General features: G+C 41.9%; 19 protein-coding genes. 10 read left to right on the forward strand and 9 right to left on the reverse strand.

Annotated features, from left to right (window positions below; translation table 11 throughout):
* The coding region (locus tag Q0K96_RS07940; RefSeq protein ID WP_297333472.1) for a hypothetical protein at positions 1-475 on the forward strand (475 nt) is incomplete at its 5' end.
* On the opposite strand, the gene lptB is transcribed toward Q0K96_RS07940, so the two are convergent.
* From lptB to Q0K96_RS07960, 4 genes are read right to left on the reverse strand one after another with little or no spacing between them, the layout of a single operon-like run.
* Entirely contained in the window at positions 472-1257 is a 786-nt protein-coding gene (lptB, locus tag Q0K96_RS07945) for an LPS export ABC transporter ATP-binding protein (protein WP_297333473.1), read from the reverse strand. The two genes, Q0K96_RS07940 and lptB, sit on opposite strands and share 4 nt — an antisense overlap.
* A gap of 12 nt (positions 1258-1269) precedes the next feature.
* Positions 1270-1635 carry a carboxymuconolactone decarboxylase family protein gene (locus tag Q0K96_RS07950; RefSeq protein ID WP_297333474.1) on the reverse strand — a complete coding sequence of 122 codons (366 nt, stop codon included), beginning with the start codon at positions 1633-1635 and terminating at the stop codon, positions 1270-1272.
* A 5-nt stretch (positions 1636-1640) separates the two neighbouring features.
* Positions 1641-2459 (reverse strand): twin-arginine translocase subunit TatC, encoded by an 819-nt coding sequence (tatC, locus tag Q0K96_RS07955; RefSeq protein ID WP_297333475.1) that lies wholly within the window; start codon positions 2457-2459, stop codon positions 1641-1643.
* 1 nt (position 2460) lies between these two features.
* Positions 2461-3426: a KpsF/GutQ family sugar-phosphate isomerase gene (locus tag Q0K96_RS07960; protein ID WP_297333476.1), complete on the reverse strand. Its 966-nt coding sequence runs from the start codon at positions 3424-3426 to the stop codon at positions 2461-2463.
* Between the two features lie 89 nt (positions 3427-3515).
* Between Q0K96_RS07960 and recQ the strand changes: the two genes are divergently transcribed.
* The gene (gene recQ, locus Q0K96_RS07965) at positions 3516-5711 is read left to right on the forward strand and encodes a DNA helicase RecQ (RefSeq protein WP_297333477.1); all 2196 of its coding nucleotides are present in this window, start codon (positions 3516-3518) and stop codon (positions 5709-5711) included.
* 114 nt (positions 5712-5825) lie between these two features.
* Here recQ and Q0K96_RS07970 read toward each other — a convergent pair whose 3' ends face one another.
* A complete protein-coding gene (locus Q0K96_RS07970; protein ID WP_297333478.1) occupies positions 5826-6059 on the reverse strand; it encodes a hypothetical protein in 234 nt (77 codons plus the stop codon).
* A 134-nt stretch (positions 6060-6193) separates the two neighbouring features.
* Between Q0K96_RS07970 and Q0K96_RS07975 the strand changes: the two genes are divergently transcribed.
* The 3 genes from Q0K96_RS07975 (at position 6194) to Q0K96_RS07985 (ending at position 11891) form a co-directional block, all read left to right on the forward strand.
* Complete coding sequence (locus Q0K96_RS07975) at positions 6194-8467, forward strand: T9SS type A sorting domain-containing protein (RefSeq protein ID WP_297333479.1); 2274 nt, start codon at positions 6194-6196, stop codon at positions 8465-8467.
* Positions 8468-8658: 191 nt separating this feature from the next.
* The gene (locus Q0K96_RS07980) at positions 8659-9942 is read left to right on the forward strand and encodes a citrate synthase (RefSeq protein ID WP_223053393.1); all 1284 of its coding nucleotides are present in this window, start codon (positions 8659-8661) and stop codon (positions 9940-9942) included.
* Between the two features lie 185 nt (positions 9943-10127).
* Positions 10128-11891: an aromatic amino acid hydroxylase gene (locus Q0K96_RS07985; protein ID WP_297333480.1), complete on the forward strand. Its 1764-nt coding sequence runs from the start codon at positions 10128-10130 to the stop codon at positions 11889-11891.
* 51 nt (positions 11892-11942) lie between these two features.
* On the opposite strand, the gene Q0K96_RS07990 is transcribed toward Q0K96_RS07985, so the two are convergent.
* The 4 genes from Q0K96_RS07990 to alaS all read right to left on the reverse strand — a co-directional run bounded on the left by Q0K96_RS07990 (position 11943) and on the right by alaS (position 17082).
* Positions 11943-12554 (reverse strand): DUF4230 domain-containing protein, encoded by a 612-nt coding sequence (locus Q0K96_RS07990; protein WP_297333481.1) that lies wholly within the window; start codon positions 12552-12554, stop codon positions 11943-11945.
* Between the two features lie 58 nt (positions 12555-12612).
* The gene (locus Q0K96_RS07995; protein ID WP_297333482.1) at positions 12613-13569 is read right to left on the reverse strand and encodes a GSCFA domain-containing protein; all 957 of its coding nucleotides are present in this window, start codon (positions 13567-13569) and stop codon (positions 12613-12615) included.
* Positions 13570-13630: 61 nt separating this feature from the next.
* Positions 13631-14371, reverse strand: coding sequence for a hypothetical protein (locus tag Q0K96_RS08000; RefSeq protein WP_297333483.1), 741 nt, complete (start codon positions 14369-14371; stop codon positions 13631-13633).
* Positions 14372-14454: 83 nt separating this feature from the next.
* Positions 14455-17082 carry an alanine--tRNA ligase gene (gene alaS, locus Q0K96_RS08005; RefSeq protein WP_297333484.1) on the reverse strand — a complete coding sequence of 876 codons (2628 nt, stop codon included), beginning with the start codon at positions 17080-17082 and terminating at the stop codon, positions 14455-14457.
* Between the two features lie 165 nt (positions 17083-17247).
* On the opposite strand from alaS, the gene Q0K96_RS08010 reads away from it, so the two are divergent.
* From Q0K96_RS08010 to Q0K96_RS08030, 5 genes are read left to right on the forward strand one after another with little or no spacing between them, the layout of a single operon-like run.
* Positions 17248-18225, forward strand: coding sequence for a M23 family metallopeptidase (locus tag Q0K96_RS08010; protein ID WP_223053387.1), 978 nt, complete (start codon positions 17248-17250; stop codon positions 18223-18225).
* Complete coding sequence (locus Q0K96_RS08015; RefSeq protein WP_223053386.1) at positions 18225-18554, forward strand: MerR family transcriptional regulator; 330 nt, start codon at positions 18225-18227, stop codon at positions 18552-18554. The genes Q0K96_RS08010 and Q0K96_RS08015 overlap by 1 nt, the downstream gene beginning before the upstream one ends.
* Positions 18555-18568: 14 nt before the next feature.
* Positions 18569-19168, forward strand: a complete 600-nt coding sequence (locus Q0K96_RS08020) for a LemA family protein (RefSeq protein ID WP_297333485.1) — start codon at positions 18569-18571, stop codon at positions 19166-19168.
* A 1-nt stretch (position 19169) separates the two neighbouring features.
* The gene (locus tag Q0K96_RS08025; protein WP_297333486.1) at positions 19170-19610 is read left to right on the forward strand and encodes a TPM domain-containing protein; all 441 of its coding nucleotides are present in this window, start codon (positions 19170-19172) and stop codon (positions 19608-19610) included.
* Positions 19611-19654: 44 nt separating this feature from the next.
* Positions 19655-20410, forward strand: a complete 756-nt coding sequence (locus Q0K96_RS08030; RefSeq protein WP_297333504.1) for a TPM domain-containing protein — start codon at positions 19655-19657, stop codon at positions 20408-20410.
* The last annotated feature ends 6 nt before the right edge of the window (positions 20411-20416 follow it).

Consider the following 20416-nt stretch of genomic DNA (forward strand, 5'->3'; position numbering starts at 1 on the left):
AGAGACAGTAATTATATTATTGTGTATAAGTATCACTTTTTCAGTAATTTTTAATCCGCATTATTCTCTTCAGTTTATTTTAGGAATTTTAGGAGCTGTAACAGCAACTGTTTCATTGGGATATTACAACAAGTTCACTGCAGTAATAGTAGTACTTATCTTAGCGTTCTTATCATTTGGTTTAATAGTTGTTTCAACAGTATTTGATGTAATGTTCGGATCTGTCAGGATTATACCGTTTCTCTTGCTATTAATGCTCTCGCTGGTTCGTTACCACGAGCTGAAGGAATTATTTACAGGAAACGATAAAGCTGTAGAGAATTTATCCGAGAATAGTAATGTTGATTTTTTCAGGAAGCAATTTAAAAACCTCTCTTTAAAGGAAATACAAAGCAAGCTTGATAACGAGAATATTGTTCCAGATGCTAAAATAGTACTGAAAGAATTATTGGAAGAAAAACGAACAAATAATTAAAAATTCTCTTCGTCCGGCACGTTAGATGGCTGGTTCCTTTGCTGGAAGTCTAATTTCTTTTTGCGTAGTTCAAAATTTTGCCCAAGGTAAACCTTGCGTACCATTTCATCCTGCACAAGGTCTTCAGGTATACCTGCTTTTAATATACCGCCCTCAAACATAAGGTAGGTTTTATCGGTAATGGCAAGTGTTTCCTGTACGTTGTGGTCGGTTATAAGTATGCCTATATTCTTATCTTTAAGCTGCGCCACAATACGCTGAATATCTTCCACCGCTACCGGGTCAACGCCCGCAAAAGGTTCATCTAAGAGTATAAATTTAGGATCGGTAGCCAGTGCGCGTGCAATTTCTGTACGGCGCCTTTCGCCACCCGATAACAGGTCGCCACGGTTGGTACGGATATGGTTTAGCGAGAATTCATCAATAAGTGACTCCATTTTGGCTTCCTGCTCTTTTTTAGATAATTTAGTTAGCTGCAATACACTCAGTATATTATCCTCTATGCTCAGTTTCCTGAAAACAGAAGCTTCCTGGGCCAGGTAGCCGATGCCGTGCTGCGCCCTCTTGTACATAGGGAAATCGGTGATTTCCATATCATCAAGGTAAATGTTACCGCTGTTGGGTTTTACAAGCCCCACTATCATGTAAAAAGAAGTAGTCTTACCGGCTCCGTTAGGGCCAAGCAATCCAACAATTTCTCCTTGCCTTACCTCTACCGATATGCCTTTTACAACACTGCGGCCTTTATAGGTCTTAACTAAATTATCAGCTCTTAAAATCATTATCCTGTTATTTTATTCGGCATTGCCGGTGCCATAATGGCTTTCCAGCGCTTCCCAAAATTCATAAGCACGCCTTAAATGCGGTATTACAATTGTACCGCCTACCAGCGTTGCAATACCCAGCGCTTCTACCACCTGCTCTTTGGTTAAACCCTCTTTATAGCTGGTTTCAAGGTGGTACTTTATACAGTCGTCACAACGTAGCACTGCCGAAGCCACAAGGCCAAGCAGTTCTTTTGTTTTAACATCAAGGGCACCCTCCATATAGGCATTGGTGTCAAGGTTAAATATACGTTTTATTATTTTATTGTTATCGGCAAGCAGCTTGTCGTTCATCCTGCTGCGGTAGTCATTAAAATCCTGTACCAGGTCAGACATAGTTTTTAAGATGTTTTAGGTGTACGGTTCATTCTTGCTGCAATAAGTATGCTCATTTCATATAGCAGTACCAATGGTATGGTAACAATTAGCTGGCTAACTACATCAGGCGGAGTAACCACAGCAGCAATTACAAGCATTATAACGTAAGCATACCTCCTGAAATTGCGCATGGTTGTTGCTGTAACCAGCCCAAGCTTAGAAAGGAAATACATAACTATGGGCAGTTCAAAAACAAGGCCGCAGGAAATAGCGGTGGTTTTTATAACGCTTATGTATGACTGAAGGTCTATATCATTTTTTACGATACTGCTAATGCGGTAGTTGCCCAAAAAGTTAAGAGAGAGCGGGGTTATAAGGTAGTACCCGAAAAGCACTCCCAAAAAGAAAAGTATTGATGTCGAAAAAAGGAATGCAATGGCATATTTACGCTCATTATCATAAAGTGCCGGCCTTATAAACTTCCAGAACTCCCATAATATAAAAGGGAAAGCCAGTATAAAACCTGCCGTTACGGCCGTCCACAAATCGGTGCTGAACTGCCCGTCGAGCGTGCGGCTTTGTATCTCGAACGGTAGCTCATCCATACAAAAGCTTTTGTCCAGGTCGTATTTAGTGGCGATATCGCAAAAAATGCGATACGTAATAAAATCACCGCTTTTTGGTGCAAATATTATTTCATCAAATATAAAGTCGCTAAAACTATATGCCACAAGCCCGCCAATAACAATGGCAATCGTGCTTCTTACCAATAGCCACCTCAGTTCTTCAAGGTGATCCAGAAATGACATTTCAGCGGCTGTTTTCTTTACTTTTTTTGCCATGTTATACTATTCCTTCTTTTAAAATATCGTGCAGGTGCAGTATGCCTTTATACTCGCCGTCGTTTGCTACTACAAGCTGCGTTATGGCAAAGTTCTCCATCCTGTTAAGAGCATCTGTTGCAAGGTCTGTGGTGCGAATGGTTTTAGGATTGGCCGTCATAATATCGGCAGCGGTAACGCCTGCAATATCGTCACGGTCATTAAGCATCCTCCTTATGTCGCCATCAGTTATAATACCCACAATCTTATTATTTTCTACTACTGCAGTAACACCAAGCCTTTTTTCGCTTATCTCTACAATTGCTTTTTTAATACTGCAATCGGGGCTTATCTGGGGCTTGTGCGTATCATCCAGCATATCGCCCACACGAAGCAGGAGCTTTTTACCCAGCGCACCACCGGGGTGGTACTTAGCAAAATCTTCGGCAGTAAAGCCACGCATCTCCATCAGGCATACGGCAAGCGCATCACCCATTACAAGCTGCGCCGTTGTGCTGTTGGTAGGGGCAAGGTTGTTAGGGCAGGCCTCATTATCAACATACGCATGCATTACAAAATCGGATTCTTTGGCAAGAAAAGAATTTTTATTAGCAGTCATGCCAATAAGCACATTACCATAGCGTTTTAATAACGGAGCCAGCACTTTAATCTCCGGGCTGTTGCCGCTTTTAGAAATACATATCACTACATCTCCGGGCTGCACAATGCCAAGGTCGCCGTGAATGGCTTCTGCTGCGTGCAGGAATAACGATGGGGTTCCGGTAGAGTTAAGTGTGGCCACAATTTTAGACGCAATAATGGCGCTTTTGCCAATGCCTGTAACCACAACCCTTCCTTTTGTGCTGTATACAGTTTGCACCGCATTGGCAAAGTCGCTGTCAAGATAGTTGGTAAGGGCGGCAATGCTCTCGCTTTCAGAAAGTATGGTTTTTTTGGCAGAAGCCAGTATGGAGTCTGTATTTGTCAAACTTTATACGTGTTTAAAAAGTTGCGAATATTAAAGATTTTTGTATCTTTAGGTTCTGCAAATTTATGTAAATATAGGATTAATAAATAATGAAATCAACCGAAATTGACTTACATAAAGAGTTAAAAAAATATTTTGGTTTTAACAATTTCAAAGGCCTCCAGGAAGATGTTGTTCGCAGTATAATTTCGGGCCGCAATACCTTTGTTATAATGCCTACGGGCGGTGGCAAATCATTATGTTACCAGTTGCCGGCCCTGGTTTTAGAGGGTACCGCAATTGTGGTTTCCCCGCTTATAGCGCTAATGAAAAACCAGGTAGATGCCATACGCAGCCTTTCTTCTGAAAGCGGTGTGGCACATGTGCTTAACTCGTCACTTACCAAAACCGAGGTTAACCAGGTTAAAAACGATATTACATCGGGTATAACCAAGCTGCTTTATGTAGCGCCAGAATCGCTCACCAAAGAGGAATATGTAAACTTCCTTAAAGGTGTTCCGCTTTCTTTTGTAGCTATAGACGAGGCGCACTGTATCTCTGAGTGGGGCCATGATTTCCGCCCGGAGTACCGTAACCTCAGGAATATTATAAAACAACTGGGAGATGTGCCAATAATCGGGCTTACGGCTACCGCCACTCCAAAAGTGCAGGAAGACATACTCAAAAACCTGGATATGACCGATGCCGATACTTATAAGGCATCGTTCAACAGGCCTAACCTGTATTATGAGGTACGCACCAAAACCAAGAATGTAGAGTCAGATATTATACGCTTCATCCGCCAGCATAAAGGCAAATCGGGTGTAATATATTGCCTTAGCCGCAAAAAGGTAGAGGAAATAGCACAGGTATTGCAGGTAAACGGTATTAGTGCCGTGCCTTACCATGCAGGGCTTGACGCCAAAACAAGGGCAAAGCACCAGGACATGTTCCTTATGGAAGATGTAGATGTGGTAGTGGCAACCATTGCTTTTGGTATGGGTATAGATAAGCCTGATGTAAGGTTTGTAATACACCATGATATACCAAAATCCTTGGAAAGCTACTATCAGGAAACAGGCCGTGCAGGCCGTGACGGTGGCGAAGGCCACTGCCTTGCTTATTATTCCTATAAGGATATTGAGAAGCTCGAAAAGTTTATGAGCGGCAAGCCGATAGCCGAGCAGGAGATAGGGTATGCGTTATTACAGGAGGTTGTGGCATATGCCGAAACCTCTATGTCACGCAGAAAGTTCCTGTTGCATTATTTTGGTGAAGAGTTTGACGAGGAAACAGGAGAGGGCGCCGACATGGATGACAACGTGCGTAACCCTAAAAAGAAAGTGGAAGCCAAAGATGAAGTGGTACTACTGCTTGAAACCGTTAGGGATACCCGGCAATTATATAAAGCAAAAGAAATTATTTTTACCCTTATAGGTAAGGTAAATGCGGTAATTAAATCACATAAAACTGACGCCCAACCATTTTTTGGAAAAGGTGCCGCTCACGATGAAAAATACTGGATGGCACTGCTAAGGCAGGTGCTTGTAGAAGGTTATCTTTCTAAAGATATAGAGTCTTACGGGGTTATAAAACTTACCGCAAAGGGTGAATCATTCATATCATCGCCGGTGTCATTCATGATGAGTGAAGACCACGATTATAATGAAAATGAGGATGAAACAACCGTTACGGCGTCGAAATCTTCGGTAACATCGGATGAGGTACTTACAGGCATGCTTAAAGACCTACGCAAAAAAGTGGCTAAAAAGCTTGGAGTACCACCATTTGTGGTTTTCCAGGATCCGTCGCTGGAAGATATGGCACTAAAATATCCCGTTAGTGTAGAGGAACTTAGCGGCGTGCATGGTGTGGGCGAGGGTAAGGCTAAAAAATACGGTAAAGAATTTGTTGACCTAATAGCCCGCTATGTAGAAGATAATGACATTATCCGTCCTGATGACCTTGTGGTAAAATCTACGGGGGCAAATTCAGGGCTTAAGCTATACATTATTCAGAATATAGACCGCAAGCTGCCGCTAAATGATATAGCAAGGGCAAAAGGGCTTGACATGGATGCACTGCTAAAAGAAATGGAGCAGATAGTATATTCAGGCACACGCCTTAATATAAAATACTGGATAGACGAAATACTGGATGACGAGCAGCAGGAAGAAATACACGATTATTTCATGGAATCGGAATCTGATAATATAAAAGATGCCCTTAAAGAGTTTGACGGTGACTATGACACAGAAGAGCTAAGGCTGATGCGTATAAAATTCATCAGTGAAGTGGCGAATTAATAACATCATTTAGTTAAAAGTAAACAAATAGAAAACCTGCAACTCGCAGGTTTTTTTCTGTCTACTGTTTGCCGCCACTGCATACCTATTATACCTTTGGGGGTTAGGGGGCTGTTAGCTGGCTACTTCTCCCCTGTGCGGTTTTAGTGCATCGCGCACGGGTATCATGTACTCATCTGTTACTACCATCCAAGCGGTAGCATGCATATCATTAATGATATTAAATCCGGTAATATTCAGTGGTAGCTGCTCAATAGCAATATATTCTTTTAAATGTTTTTCGTGGTGCTCGGCTGTTTTTGCTGCCGCAGGTCCCCTAAAATCCCATATCAGTTTTATTTTTCTCATAACTTTTTCAGCTTGTTGCAAAAGTAGTACCTGCCGTTCATTAATTCTTCTCTTTTCGGTAACTTTTAATCTTCAGTAAATACCAAAATTAGCTTTATCTTAGCTGTTATAAAATCTACCTCAATAAATTGTATATGAAAATAAAATTACTTCTGTTATTAGTTTTACTCGCAGGTGCTGCCGCTAACGCCCAGAATATTGATGTGCCCGATGCAGTATTCAAGCAGTTTCTGTTAGAAGCATCTGGTACCGATGCCGAAGGTAACCCTGTGGTTATAGACGCTAATGACGATAACGAAATTCAAATTGAAGAAGCGGAAGCCGTATGGGGTATAACCATAACAGGAGAAATGGTTTCTGTAACGGGCATAGAGTCTTTTACTAACCTGCGCAGCCTTACTTTTGAATATTGCAATACACTCAATACAACAATTGAACTGACCGCGCTTACAAACCTTGAAGATCTCACATTTATAAATACCGGGGCGGCCGCAGGCGCAACCATTATAAACATACAGGGGCTTTCAGCACTTGAAAACGTAACCGTTGCCGATAGCTTTCTTGTTGCGGGCACTCTTGATGTTGCGGGGCTTACAGGTTTAAAAAGCATAGTGTTGGCAAACACGGCGATAGAGGCTATAGACTTTTTGCAGTTGACAGGTTTGGAAACCCTGAATATTACAAGCGCGCCGGTAGCCGAATACAACCTTACTGCCTGCACAGGGCTACAATATGCAGCTATAAACAACTCGCCGGTAGCTCCGGTTGTAATTTTTGATGAGAAGCCGGTACTTACCTATATTGATATAACGGGACATACAGAAGGGCCTTCGAATCTTGATTTAAGCGGATGCACTATGCTTGAGTCACTATTGCTTGATTTTAAATTGGCTGCAGGCCCAAGATACCTGAACCTGAAGAATGGTATAGAAGCGTATAACTCGCTGAATTTAGACCTTGAATCGGATGCGGAGCATCCGCTGTATGTTTGCATTGACGAGGGTAATGAAAGCTTACTGCCTGAGCAGGATGAATTTAATACTCACATGTTTACGAGCAGCTATTGCTCATTTGCACCTGGCGGGGCTAAAAATGCCATTACAGGAGTATTCACTTTTGATGCCGACAGTAACGGTTGTGATGAGGCAGATGGCATTACAGGTATTACAGGTATAGGCATGGCAGGTGGTGCTGATGGTAGTAATACTTTCAGCAGTACGCAGGGGGGCTATGTGTTTTTTACAGGCGCGGGTAATTTTACCGTTACACCCCAATTGGAGAACCATGAATGGTTTACACTTACACCAAATGAGGCTACAATTACTTTTGATGAAGAGAACAGCAGTATTACCCAACAGGATTTTTGCGTAGCCGCAAACGGCACCCATACAGATGTAGAGGTGGTTGTTTATCCTGTAGGTGATGCAGTGCCCGGCTCTAATGCTACCTACCGTGTAGTATGCAGGAACAAAGGCAATCAGGTTGTATCAGGTCATTTTACGCTTACGTATGATGCTGATATTTTCGATTTTGTACAGTCTAATATTCCGCTTAGTGCCTCTCCCGGTTCTATAACATGGGGTTATACTGATTTACAGCCCTTCCAGTCGAGGAGTGTGTTTGCAACGTTAAACCTTAACAGCCCTGCCGATGAGCCTGCCGTTAATGCGGGGGACGAGCTTACCTTCAATGTTAGCCAGGCACCTGTGGCCGGTGATGAGACTATAGAAGATAATAACTTTTCTTTTAAACAGGTAGTGGCAGACGTTTACGACCCTTTAGAGATTACCTGCCTGCAGGGAGAGTTTGAACATATCAGCAGGATAGGGGAGTACCTGTACTATAGTATAAACTTCCAGAATACGGGAACAACTTCTGCCGGATTTGTTATGATAAAAAACAGCATTAATCCGGAACAGTTTGATATCAGCTCGCTGCAACTGATGTATGCAAGCCACACCGTACAGACCAGGATTAAAAGTAACGATGCAGAGTTTTATTTCGGCGACATCAACCTTCCGGTTAATGGTAAAGGCAGCCTGCTGTTTAAAATAAAAACAGTAAGCACATTGCAGGAAAATGACGTTGTAATGCAGCAGTCTTCTGTTTATTTTGATTATAACGCGCCTGTACAGACAAACGAAGCACAAACGGCTTTTACAGCGCTAAGCACACCTGATTTTGAAGTAAATAATGATGTGCTGCTTTATCCTAACCCTGCAACAGATGTTGTAAATATAGAAACAACAAATACTGTTATGCAGGCAGAGCTTTATGATGCGCAGGGCAGGCTTTTGTATTCGGGTCAGTCGTCTGTTTTAGATGTTTCAGCAAGGCAGGCAGGCCTGTATTTTGTGAAAATTACTACAGAAAAAGGCAGTAGGGTACTGAAACTGGTTAAGCAATAAACTTTTAAATTTTATCCTAAAAAGGGTAAATCATTATAAAATTGTCAAAAGTCGATACCAACGGGTATCGACTTTTGTTATTTATATGCAGAATTAACGATTTTAATAAGTACTTTTCTTCATAAATAAATTCTAATTTATTAAATTCGCAGGAATTATTATTTCACAATCATTATAACATCACTACCAACATGTCAAATATAGCTACATTGGAGATTGATGGCAAAAAATATGAGTTCCCTGTTGTGGTGGGGACCGAAAACGAGGTTGCCATTGATATTGAAAAACTGCGCGGGGAAACAGGCGCCATAACCCTGGATCCGGGTTATAAAAATTCAGGATCATGCCAAAGTGCAATCACTTTTCTTGATGGCGAGCAGGGCATATTAAGGTACAGGGGTTACAGCATAGAAGACCTGGCCTCTAAGTCAAACTTCCTTGAGGTTTCTTACCTGCTTATTTTTGGTGAACTGCCAACGGCTGCCGAGCTTGAAAAGTTTGAAAATACAATAAGGAAGTACACCCTTGTTCATGAGGAGATGAAAAACATCATCGACGGCTTCCCTAAAACAGCCCACCCGATGGGAGTGCTGGCTTCATTAACAAGTGCCCTTACGGCTTTTAACCCTAAATCGGTTAACGTTGCCAATGATAAGGAAATGTATGAGGCTGTGTGTAAAACTATGGGTAAATTCCTTGTTATAGCTACCTGGACATACAGGAAGGCTATGGGCTACCCGTTAAACTACTATGATAACACCAAAGGTTATGTAGAGAACTTTATGCAGCTTATGTTTGCATTGCCTACAGGCCCTTACAAGCCAAACCCTGTTGTGGTAGATGCGCTTGACAAGCTGTTTATACTGCATGCCGACCACGAGCAAAACTGTTCTACCAGTACAGTGCGCATGGTAGGTTCATCTCATGCCGGGCTGTTTGCTTCTATTTCTGCCGGTGTTTCGGCATTATGGGGCCCGCTACACGGTGGCGCTAACCAGGCAGTTCTTGAAATGCTTGAGGAAATACAAAAAGACGGTGGAGATGCTGATAAGTATCTTGCCAAAGCAAAAGATAAGAATGACCCTTTCCGCCTTATGGGCTTTGGTCACAGGGTTTACAAAAACTTCGACCCGAGGGCGAAGATCATCAAGAAAGCGGCAGACGATGTGCTTAGCTCACTTGGTGTGGAAGACCCAGTACTTAACATTGCCAAAAAACTTGAAGAAAGCGCCCTTCAGGACGAGTACTTCAAATCAAGGAACCTTTACCCTAACGTAGATTTCTATTCAGGAATCATTTACAGGGCAATGGGTATACCAACAGAAATGTTTACAGTATTGTTTGCCATTGGCCGCCTTCCGGGCTGGATTGCACAATGGAAAGAGATGCGCGTAAACAAAGAGCCTATAGGCCGCCCAAGGCAGGTTTATGTAGGTGAACCTCACAGGGAGTTTAAGCCTGCTGATAAGAGATAAGGTTTTAAAGTACAGGTTATATCTAAAGATCCCGGTTGCAGTGGCAATCGGGATTTTTATTTGCCATATTTTGATTATTTTTTAGTATTTGGTTTTTTTGAGATTGATAACAAATAATATCACCATCATATTATTGTGAATTGTGAGAAATTCGTAATTTTACAGGACAACTATTGCGTAATACTATGAATGCAAATATAGAAAGCAACCCGCTAATAGACAGGCTGCCCGGGCACCTGAAACAATTTATCAAACCGCAGGATTATGAAGATTATACACCCATAAACCAAGCGGTATGGCGGTATGTAATGCGCAAGAATGTAGATTACCTTAGCCGTGTGGCACACAGTTCTTATCTGGAGGGGCTTAAAAAAACTGGTATAGAAGTAGACAGCATACCCAGTATGTATGGCATGAACCGCATACTGAAAGAAATTGGCTGGGCTGCCGTTGCAGTAGATGGCTTTATACCGCCAAACGCTTTTATGGAATTTCAGGCGTATAATGTGCTTGTTATAGCTTCTGATATCCGCCAGCTTGAGCATATAGAATATACCCCCGCTCCGGATATTATCCATGAAGGGGCAGGGCATGCACCTATCATTGCCAATCCTGAGTATGCCGAGTACCTTCGCCGTTTTGGCGAAATAGGCTGTAAAGCGATATCATCGGCGCGCGATTATGAAATGTATGAAGCCATCAGGTTACTTTCGATATTAAAAGAAGCGGAAGGTACACCACAGGAAGAAATTGAAGCTGCAGAGAAGCGGGTAGATGAGTTGCAGAACGATATGGGCGAATTATCTGAAATGGCGCTTATCCGTAACCTGCACTGGTGGACAGTGGAGTACGGGCTTATAGGTACTGTGGATAATCCTAAAATATATGGGGCAGGGCTTTTGTCCTCTATTGGGGAAAGCACTTGGTGCATGACCGATAACGTAAAAAAACTGCCGTATGATATTAATGCGGCCTACCAAAGCTTTGATATAACCAAGCCGCAGCCACAGCTTTTTGTTACGCCCGATTTTGCACATTTAAGCCTCGTGCTGGAAGAATTTGCTAACAAGATGGCACTGCGCACAGGCGGTCTTTCAGGTATAAAAAAACTGATAGCGTCTAACGCACTGGGCACAATAGAGTTCAGCACCGGGTTACAGGTTTCGGGAGTATTTACCAATGTCGTAGAAGAAGAAGGCAAACCTGTTTACATTCAGGTAACCGGCCCAACAGCATTGGCTTACCGCGAAAAAGAACTGGTGGGGCATGGTACAGCATACCACGCCGAAGGCTTTGGTAGTCCTGTAGGGAAGCTTAAAGGCATTAACCTTGCCATTGAGGACATGAGCCCGCGCGACCTTAAAGCTTATGCCATTTATGAAGGGGAGCGCGTTACACTTGAGTTTGAAGGCAACATAACCGTAAGTGGCGAAATAATCACCGGAACACGTAATTTACAGGGTAAAATTATCCTTATCAGTTTTAAAAATTGTACGGTAACCCATAATGATAGAGTGCTGTTCAGCCCGGAATGGGGTATATATGATATGGCTGTGGGTAAAAAAGTTATTTCGGCTTTCTCCGGCCCGGCAGATGTTAACAGCTTCGACCTTATAACACATGTTCCGTCAAGCAAAACAATAAAGGCTAAAAAGTCGGCGCAAAGGCAGGAGCTTGAAAACCTGTACCAAAATATAAGGAACATCAGGGAAGGCAAAGAAGCTTCTATGAGCCTTGATGAAGTATTTGTACAGCTTACCGAAAACCATCCTAAAGACTGGCTGCTATCGGTAGAAATAGCTGAACTGCTACACAAAGAAAAAGAAGAAAGCATACTGCAACAGGTACTTGCCCATCTCGACAAGGTTAAGGCACAAAGGCCTGAAGTGGTACATCTTATTGAAGATGGGCTTGAGCTTATATTTGAAAAGGAAAAATCAGTTAACTAAGTACACACGAGTACTTATAGATACAAAGGGGCTTTAAAAGCCCCTTTGTTATTATAGTAATACTTCATTAATACTTTCATTATTTACCTGCTCGCCGTTATATTGAAGTTTCCAGCCCATAGTATTAGTGAGTATCAAAATCTTCGAAAGCTCGCTCAGCAACCTGTTTTGTGCATTTGTTTTTAAAGACGACTTCTCAATTTTTTTTCTCAGGTTGGCTTTTACGGTGCTGTTTATTTTGTTGTAATCTTCTCCCGAAAACTCATTAAAGCCATTTTGCTGCACATCATAAAACTTTAGGTCGGGGCTTATGTTTATTTCTTCTTTTGGTATGTTTTTAATGGTTATAGTTTTGGTAGCCTCATTAATGTCATATTCTATCTTGCTGAGGTCATAACTAATCGTTACATCGGCATTAACAACAACTAAAGCCTTTTTCTCAGCCGAAAGTATATTAAGGAAGTATTTCTGACGGTCTTTGTACGTCAGCACTTCTGTAAAATGCCCTTCGGTTACTACCAGCTTACCAACGTTTTTAATCTGCTGCTGTATAAGTGCAGTTTCTTCTATAACAGTAGTTTCGTCATCTTTAAATTCGCAATAGCGGAACAGCAGGATAATAACCAGTGCGGCAGTAATAACCAGAAGTATTTTTTTGACCATGATCCGGCTTTTTCTTTAAAATTAGGAAAAAGCGCTTAGTCCGCATGTTATAGTTTGCCTAAAATGTAATGTGCGGGTACTGTTGGTTCAGTTTTTCAGCCCTGTCGCTGAGTTTACGGAGGAAATCTTTGTGTTGGTCAGATTCAGCGTTAAAAGGCCTGTGCAGAAGCCCCTTTTGTATGGTATCAGCCTCTTTCATTATAGTGAAAGCTTCCGGTTTAATACAGCTTTCCGTAAAGCGCTCCCATATATAAGCTATGGCTGTTTCGTTAGGATGAATCATATCCGCCGCATAAAAGCGGTAATCGCGCAGTTCGTCCATCATTATTTCATAGGATGGAAAATAAAAAGTTCCGGAATAATAATTTTCCGATTGCAACACATCCTGCAATGCGGAAAAAAGATTGGATTTGCTGTGCTGGTTTTCGGTAAATCCGTCTTTTATGTGCCTGACGGGAGAAATGGTAAAAATTAGCTGTGCAGTTGGGTTTGCCTGCCTGATTAAATCAATAATCGCTGTCAGGCTCTGCTTACTATCATTTACCGACATTAGGTGCTTTGTAAATTGTTGCTGGGGTACTTTATGGCAATTGGCAACTGTTTCACCTGTCGCATTAAGTTGATATACCCATGCTGTACCCAGTGTAATAATAATGTGGGAGGCATTAAGCAAGTTTTCCCTAAGCAGTGCATTAGCCTTATTTAAACGTTCTGTGAGTGCGGCAGGATCATTATGGCTTAAATCGCTGTGTGCATCATAACACTGCCAGCGTTCATTATGAAAAAAAATATCGGCTTCGCTGAATGTTTTATTGTTCAGGGCGAAGCCGATAGCTTTTTGCAGTGCCAGCGGATGAAACAGGATACCAAACGGGTTGGTTATATTCCTGAATTTAAAATACTCCAGCCTCCGGCCTATATTTACGGCAAAACACGAACCCAAAGACACTATCCTGCTGTTATAATCAATTTGCTGATTATTTACAGCTACAGGTATTTGGGTTGTAAATTGCATTTATTAATTATTATAATAGAACTGTGTTGTATAGGTTATAAATGATAAATATCATCCTGTTTTACTTGTAAAAATACTCAATCGTATATGTTGTGTTATCGGATATTGTAGTTACTGATTGTGTCGGATAGCCTTCATCATTATAGGTGTATGTAGTTTCTGATTGGCTGCTCATATTTCCGCCCAAGCTGCTATACAAGCGTATGTTCCTGTCACCTCCCTGAAGTTTTGCCATGCTCATAATACTATTTGCCCATACATTTACCATGGGAGACTTTTTGGTGTCATATAGTATATTAACTGTATAAATTGGTAAGAGTTCTGTAGGTATAAAAGCTTCTATATAGCTTATACTGCTTCCGGTCATTCTGAATTTGAAGTGACCGTCACTACTGTTATACCCGTCCCTTAACAGGTCATTCGTTCTTACATATATATCCCCGTTATTGAGGTACTCATAGCTCTGATAGCTGGTAATATCACCACGCTGTATGGTATATTTTTTTAACCTGTTTATGCTGAAGTATTCATACCTGTGAGTGGCTGTTACCGTAGTGCCGTCAAGTTCCTTCATTTGGGTAAGATATTCATCCTCATAGGTATATTCATCACTCCTTCCGTCTGAGTAGGTGGTCTTTATTAAAAAGTCATCATCATAAAAATATGTGGCTTCTACGGTAGAGCCATCATCATAGGTAGTAACTGTTTTGTCTAACAAAACTTTAGTGCTTTTCGGGCTGTCTGAATCACCGGAACAAGCTACGGTAAGGGAGATTGCAAGAAATAATGCAATTTTTTTCATTGGTGTTTGTTTTAGTATCTTATTAAAAAGGCAAATATATTTTATAATTGAATAAAAACCGCAGGTAAACTGCGGCTCTATTATCATTTTATAAACTCTTTTGCGGCATTTAGCGCATCGGGTATTCCCGACGGGTTTTTACCCCCTGCGGTGGCGAAGAACGGCTGTCCGCCGCCGCCGCCCTGTATATACTTACCAAGTTCGCGCACTACCTGCCCGGCATTAAGCCCTTTTTCTGCTGCCAGTTCTTTACTGATGTAGCAGGTAAGCATTGGCTTGCCATCCTGCTCGGTTGCCAAAAGAAGGAACAGGTTATTACCCAGGTTGCCTAATTCATAAGCAAGGTCTTTTGCGCCGTTAGCATCAAGGTCAACCTTTTTAGCAAGGAATTTAACGCCGTTAATTTCTTCAATTTCTGAGGCAAGTTCACCTTTCAGGTTTTTAGCTTTATCTTTTAATAATGCCTCAACCTGTTTTTTAAGTTTGGCGTTTTCTTCCTGCAGGCTGTTTACTGCTTTCAGCGTATCCTGCGGGTTTTTAAGTGCTGCTTTTATCTCTTCCAGTATTTGCTCCTGTGTGGCAAAGTATTCTTTTACAGCATCGCCTGTTATAGCCTCAATACGGCGTATGCCTGCTGCCACGGCGCTTTCGCTTATTATTTTAAAATGCCATATATCGGCAGTGTTCTGCACGTGTATGCCGCCGCAAAGCTCCATGCTTTCGCCAAACTTAATTGCGCGTACATTATCGCCATATTTCTCACCGAACAATGCCATAGCGCCTTCTTCTATAGCCTGCTTAAAGGGTATGCTCCTGCGCTCTATCAGCGGAAGCTGCTCCTGTATGCGCGCATTTACAAATTCTTCTACCTGTTTTAGTTCTTCATCAGTAACTTTACTGAAGTGTGAAAAGTCGAAACGCAGGTAGTTAGGGCTAACCAAAGAGCCTTTCTGCTCTACATGCGTACCGAGTATAGTACGCAGTGCCTGGTGCAGCAGGTGGGTTGCCGTGTGGTTGCATGCCGCTTCGCCGCGCAGTTGTGTGTTAACTTTAGCAGTAAAAAGCGCATTTACATTTTCAGGCAGCGTTTGGGTTATGTGCAGTATAAGGTTATTCTCTTTTTTAGTGTCGAGCACTTCTATATTTTCGTTAGCCGAAACCAGCACACCTTTGTCGCCAACCTGTCCACCGCCTTCAGGGTAAAACGGAGTGTTATCTAACACTATCTGGTACAGCGTACCGTCTTTTTTAGATTCTACTTTACGGTAGCGGGTAATTTTAACCTCGTTCTCTGTCTGGTCATAGCCTACAAATGTTTCGGTATTGCCTTCAACCAGTGTAACCCAGTCATCTTTCGCTACCTCTCCGGCGGCACGGCTACGGTCTTTCTGCTTTTTCAGTTCAGCATCAAATTCAGCCTTATCATAGCTGTAGCCTTTTTCTTTTAAAATTAAGGCTGTAAGGTCTTCGGGAAAGCCAAATGTATCATAAAGCTCAAATACTTTTGCTCCTGCTATTTCTTTACCTTTAGTATCGGCTACAACATTTTCAAGTAACTGAAGCCCCTGCTCCAGTGTACGCAGGAATGAGTTTTCTTCTTCCCTGATAACATTGGTTACAAGGTTTTGCTGTGATTTTATCTCCGGGAAAAACTCGCCCATTTGCGCTGATAGCACGGCAACAAGCTCATATATAAACGGCTCTTTCTTGTCAAGGAAGGTAAATGCATAACGTATAGCCCTCCTCAATATCCTTCGGATAACATAGCCTGCACCGTTATTGCTTGGCAATTGCCCGTCGGCAATGGCAAAAGCCACCGCCCTAACGTGGTCGGCTACCACCCTTATGGCAATATTCAGCTTTTCCTGCTCATCGGTTTCAGCTTTAGAAATATATTTTTTACCGGTAAGGTTTTCTATCTTTTCAATCAGTGGGGTAAAAACATCGGTATCATAATTACTCTGCACACCCTGTAGTACCATGCAAAGGCGCTCAAAGCCCATACCGGTATCTACGTGCTGTGCAGGCAGCTTTTCAAGCGACCTGTCCGCTTTGCGGTTAAACTCCATGAATACGTTATTCCATATCTCTACCACCTGTGGGTGGTCTTTGTTTATCAGTTCACGCCCTGGTATTAATGCTTTTTCTTCTGCCGAACGTATATCAACATGAACTTCCGAGCATGGCCCACACGGCCCTTGGTCGCCCATTTCCCAGAAATTGTCTTTTTTGTTACCCATCAAAATGCGGTCTTCATCTATCAGCGTTTTCCAGATGTCATACGCTTCCTGGTCAAAAGGCACGTTTTCTTCTTCGCTGCCTTCAAACACGGTAACATAAAGGATGTCTTTAGGTACTTTATATACTTCGGTAAGCAGTTCCCACGCCCAGTTTATAGCTTCTTTTTTAAAGTAGTCGCCAAAGCTCCAGTTACCCAGCATCTCAAACATAGTATGGTGGTAGGTATCAAAACCCACATCCTCTAAATCATTGTGTTTTCCACTAACGCGAAGGCACTTTTGGGTATCGGCTATACGCTTGCTTTTAGGGGTAGCATTCCCTAAAAAGTATTCCTTAAACTGCGCCATTCCCGAGTTGTTAAACATAAGGGTAGGGTCATCTTTGGTAACAATAGGTGCGCTGGGCACGATAAGGTGGCCTTTCTCTGTAAAAAAATCTAAAAACTGTTTCCTGATATCCCGCGATTTCATATTTGGGTATAAATTTTGTTTTATGGTTGCAGCAATAGTGTTTAATGGCTTAAACTGAGAAATAGTGTACAAAAACCCGCAACAATTATTAAATTTGTCCGTTTCTCAATTTGCGCTGTTAAACAACTTTTTTGTTAAGGTGCAAAAATAGAATAATTTAAGAACATGGCGAAGGTAAAATATTATTACGATCCCGAAACATTAGCTTACCGTAAGCTCAAGGTAAAAAAAGGCAGGAAAATAGGCGTTATAGCCCTGTTTGTACTGGCTTCGGGGCTGTTTGGCTTCCTGTGTTTCGTGGTGTTGCTTAACACGCCTTATTTTGAAACGCCTAAAGACAAACTGCAGGCGCGCGAAATAGAGAACATGAAGATACGCTATGAGATACTGAACCGCAAGATGGATCAGGTGGAAGAGGTACTTTCGGGTGTGGCGGAGCGCGACAACAACCTGTACAGGGCATATTTTAACACATCGCCCATACCCGAAGAACAGCGCAAGGCCGGTTTTGGCGGGGTAAACCGTTATAAAGAACTGGAAGGTTACAATAATTCTGATTTGGTAATCAGCACAACAAAAAGGCTTGATATTATCAGTAAAGAACTGGTTGTGCAAAGCAAATCGTTAGACGAAATAGCCAAGCTGGCAAAGGATAAGGAAAAGCTGCTTTCGGCAATCCCTGCCATACAACCTGTAAAGAATGAAGACCTGCGCCATGTGGCCTCGGGCTTTGGGTACAGGAGCGACCCTTTTACCAAGATACGTAAGTTTCATGCCGGTATGGACTTTTCAGCAAAAACGGGTACGCCTATATATGCTACGGGCGACGGGGTTATAACCCGCGCCGATAACCGTGCCTCCGGCTACGGTAACCACATTGTTATAAAACATGGCTATGGCTATGAAACACTGTATGCCCACCTTAGTAAATATAAAGCAAAAGTAGGGCAGCGTGTTAAGCGTGGCGATGTTATAGGCTATGTGGGCAGCACAGGCCGTAGCGAAGCGCCGCACCTGCATTATGAGGTGCACAAAAACGGGCAGGTTATTAACCCTGTTAACTTCTATTACGGTAACATTTCTGCTAAAGAATACGTTTTAATTTCTAAATTAGCTAACCAGGAAAACCAATCGCTTGACTAATGCATTTAAACCTTCCCGAAAAACGATATTACACTATTGGCGAACTAGCAAAGGCTTTTAATGTAAATGCCTCGCTTATCCGTTTTTGGGATAAGGAGTTTGATATACTAAAGCCTAAAAAAAATGCCAAGGGCAACCGCATGTTTACACCCGAAGATGTTAAGAACCTTCAGCTGATATACCATTTGGTTAAAGAGCGTGGTTTTACGCTGGATGGGGCAAAGGTGCACCTTAAGGAAGGGCAGAAGAAAACATTAGATAAATTCGAGATTATTCGTAAATTAGAGGCTGTAAAGACAGCATTAATCAATATTAAAAACGAACTTTAAACAATAAACAAAACATGAAAAAGTGGCTTATTCCGGTAATTATTATTGTAGGTTTTATAGTTATCGGTATTTTTTGGTCGGTAGGTGTTAAGAATGGTGCAATAAGTAAAAACCAGGCAGTAGCTAAAGCCTGGGGAGATGTAGAAACTTCTTACCAAAGGCGTAATGACCTTATTGGCAATCTTGTAAAAACGGTACAGGGAGCCGCAGACTTTGAAAAAAGCACGTTGACAGATGTTATTGAAGCAAGGGCAAAAGCAAACTCTGTACAGGTAAATGCTGCTGATGCAACATCTGAACAGTTAGAGGCTTTCAGCAGGGCACAGTCTAACCTTATGGGGTCGGTTAATAAGCTTATTGGTAATGTTACTGTTGAGCGTTATCCTGAACTTAAATCCAACCAGAACTTTCTTAAGCTGCAGGATGAACTTGCCAGTACTGAGAATGAAATACGTACTGCACGCACAAGATATAATGAAAGGGTAGAAGAGTATAACAACCACATACTCCGTTTTCCTAACTCCATACTTTTAGGAGAATATAAAGAAAAAGCATTTTTCAATTCGTCCGAAGGTGCTGATAAGCCTGTTGATGTAGAATTTGATTTTAATTAATATGTCCGGACTTAAAGACTTTTTAACCCCTGATGACGAGAAGGAAATTGTAAATGCCATTGGTATAGCCGAAAAGAACACATCGGGTGAAATAAGGGTGCATATAGAAAATCATTCAGAAAAACCTCCGCTCGAAAGGGCACAGGAGGTTTTTCTGCAATTAGGCATGGCCAATACCGCAGCCCGAAATGGTGTGCTTTTTTATGTGGGTGTTGCCGACCATGCTTTTGCCATCATCGGAGATGAAGGCATAGATAAGGTTGTAGAAGATGATTTTTGGGATTGCACCAAAGATGAAGTTATCTCTGAATTTAAAAAAGGAGAATATAAAACAGGCTTAATTAACGGCATACTGCGTGCAGGTGAAAGGCTTAAAAAATATTTTCCGTTTGATGATAAAGGTGATATTAATGAATTGCCTGATTCAATATCCAAAGCATAATGATTTATATTAACAAAAAAATAGCGTTGCTGTTCAGCATTATAATGTGTGTTACAACAGCATTCGCACAATATGATATACCACAGGTACCATCTAAACAGACAAGTGTTTATGACTATGCAGATATACTTTCAGCAACAGAAGAAAGCAGCCTGAAACAAAAGCTGGTAAACTATGCAGATACTACAAGTACGCAAATAGTTATTGTTACTATTGAAAGCCTGAAAGGAGAGAGCATAGGGCAACTTACACCTGAATGGGCGCATAAATGGGGTATAGGGCAAAAAGATAAAGATAACGGAGTGATGGTATTACTTTCCGAAAAAGAGCGCCAGATATGGATATCTCCGGGTTATGGATTAGATGACAGGCTTACAGCGGGGATAATAGGCGAACTTACACGTAATGTTATAATTCCTGAATTTAAAGCAGGCAGTTATTATAAAGGTCTCGATAAAGGAACCAGTGCTATAGTAGATATACTTTCAGGAAAGTATAAAGAAGACCGTGCTTTTAAAAAGAAAGGAAAGCTTAACATATTTAGTATACTGTTACCTATAATTATCATTATAATCATTATCATATCCATCATTTCCAGAAGAGGGGGTGGTGGCCGTGGAGGCGGCCGCAGGGGCGGTTTTGGTTCAGATCTTGCCGATATCATCATCCTTAGTAGCCTGGGCCGTGGCTTTGGCGGCGGTGGCGGAAGCTCCGGAGGAGGAGGTTTTGGCGGCGGCAGCTTTGGTGGCGGTTTTGGCGGTGGTGGCTTTAGTGGTGGCGGTGCCGGCGGTAGCTGGTAAAACAAT

Origin of the sequence: Flavobacterium sp., from assembly GCF_024305175.1 — a bacterium.
Lineage (GTDB): Bacteria > Bacteroidota > Bacteroidia > Flavobacteriales > Flavobacteriaceae > Flavobacterium.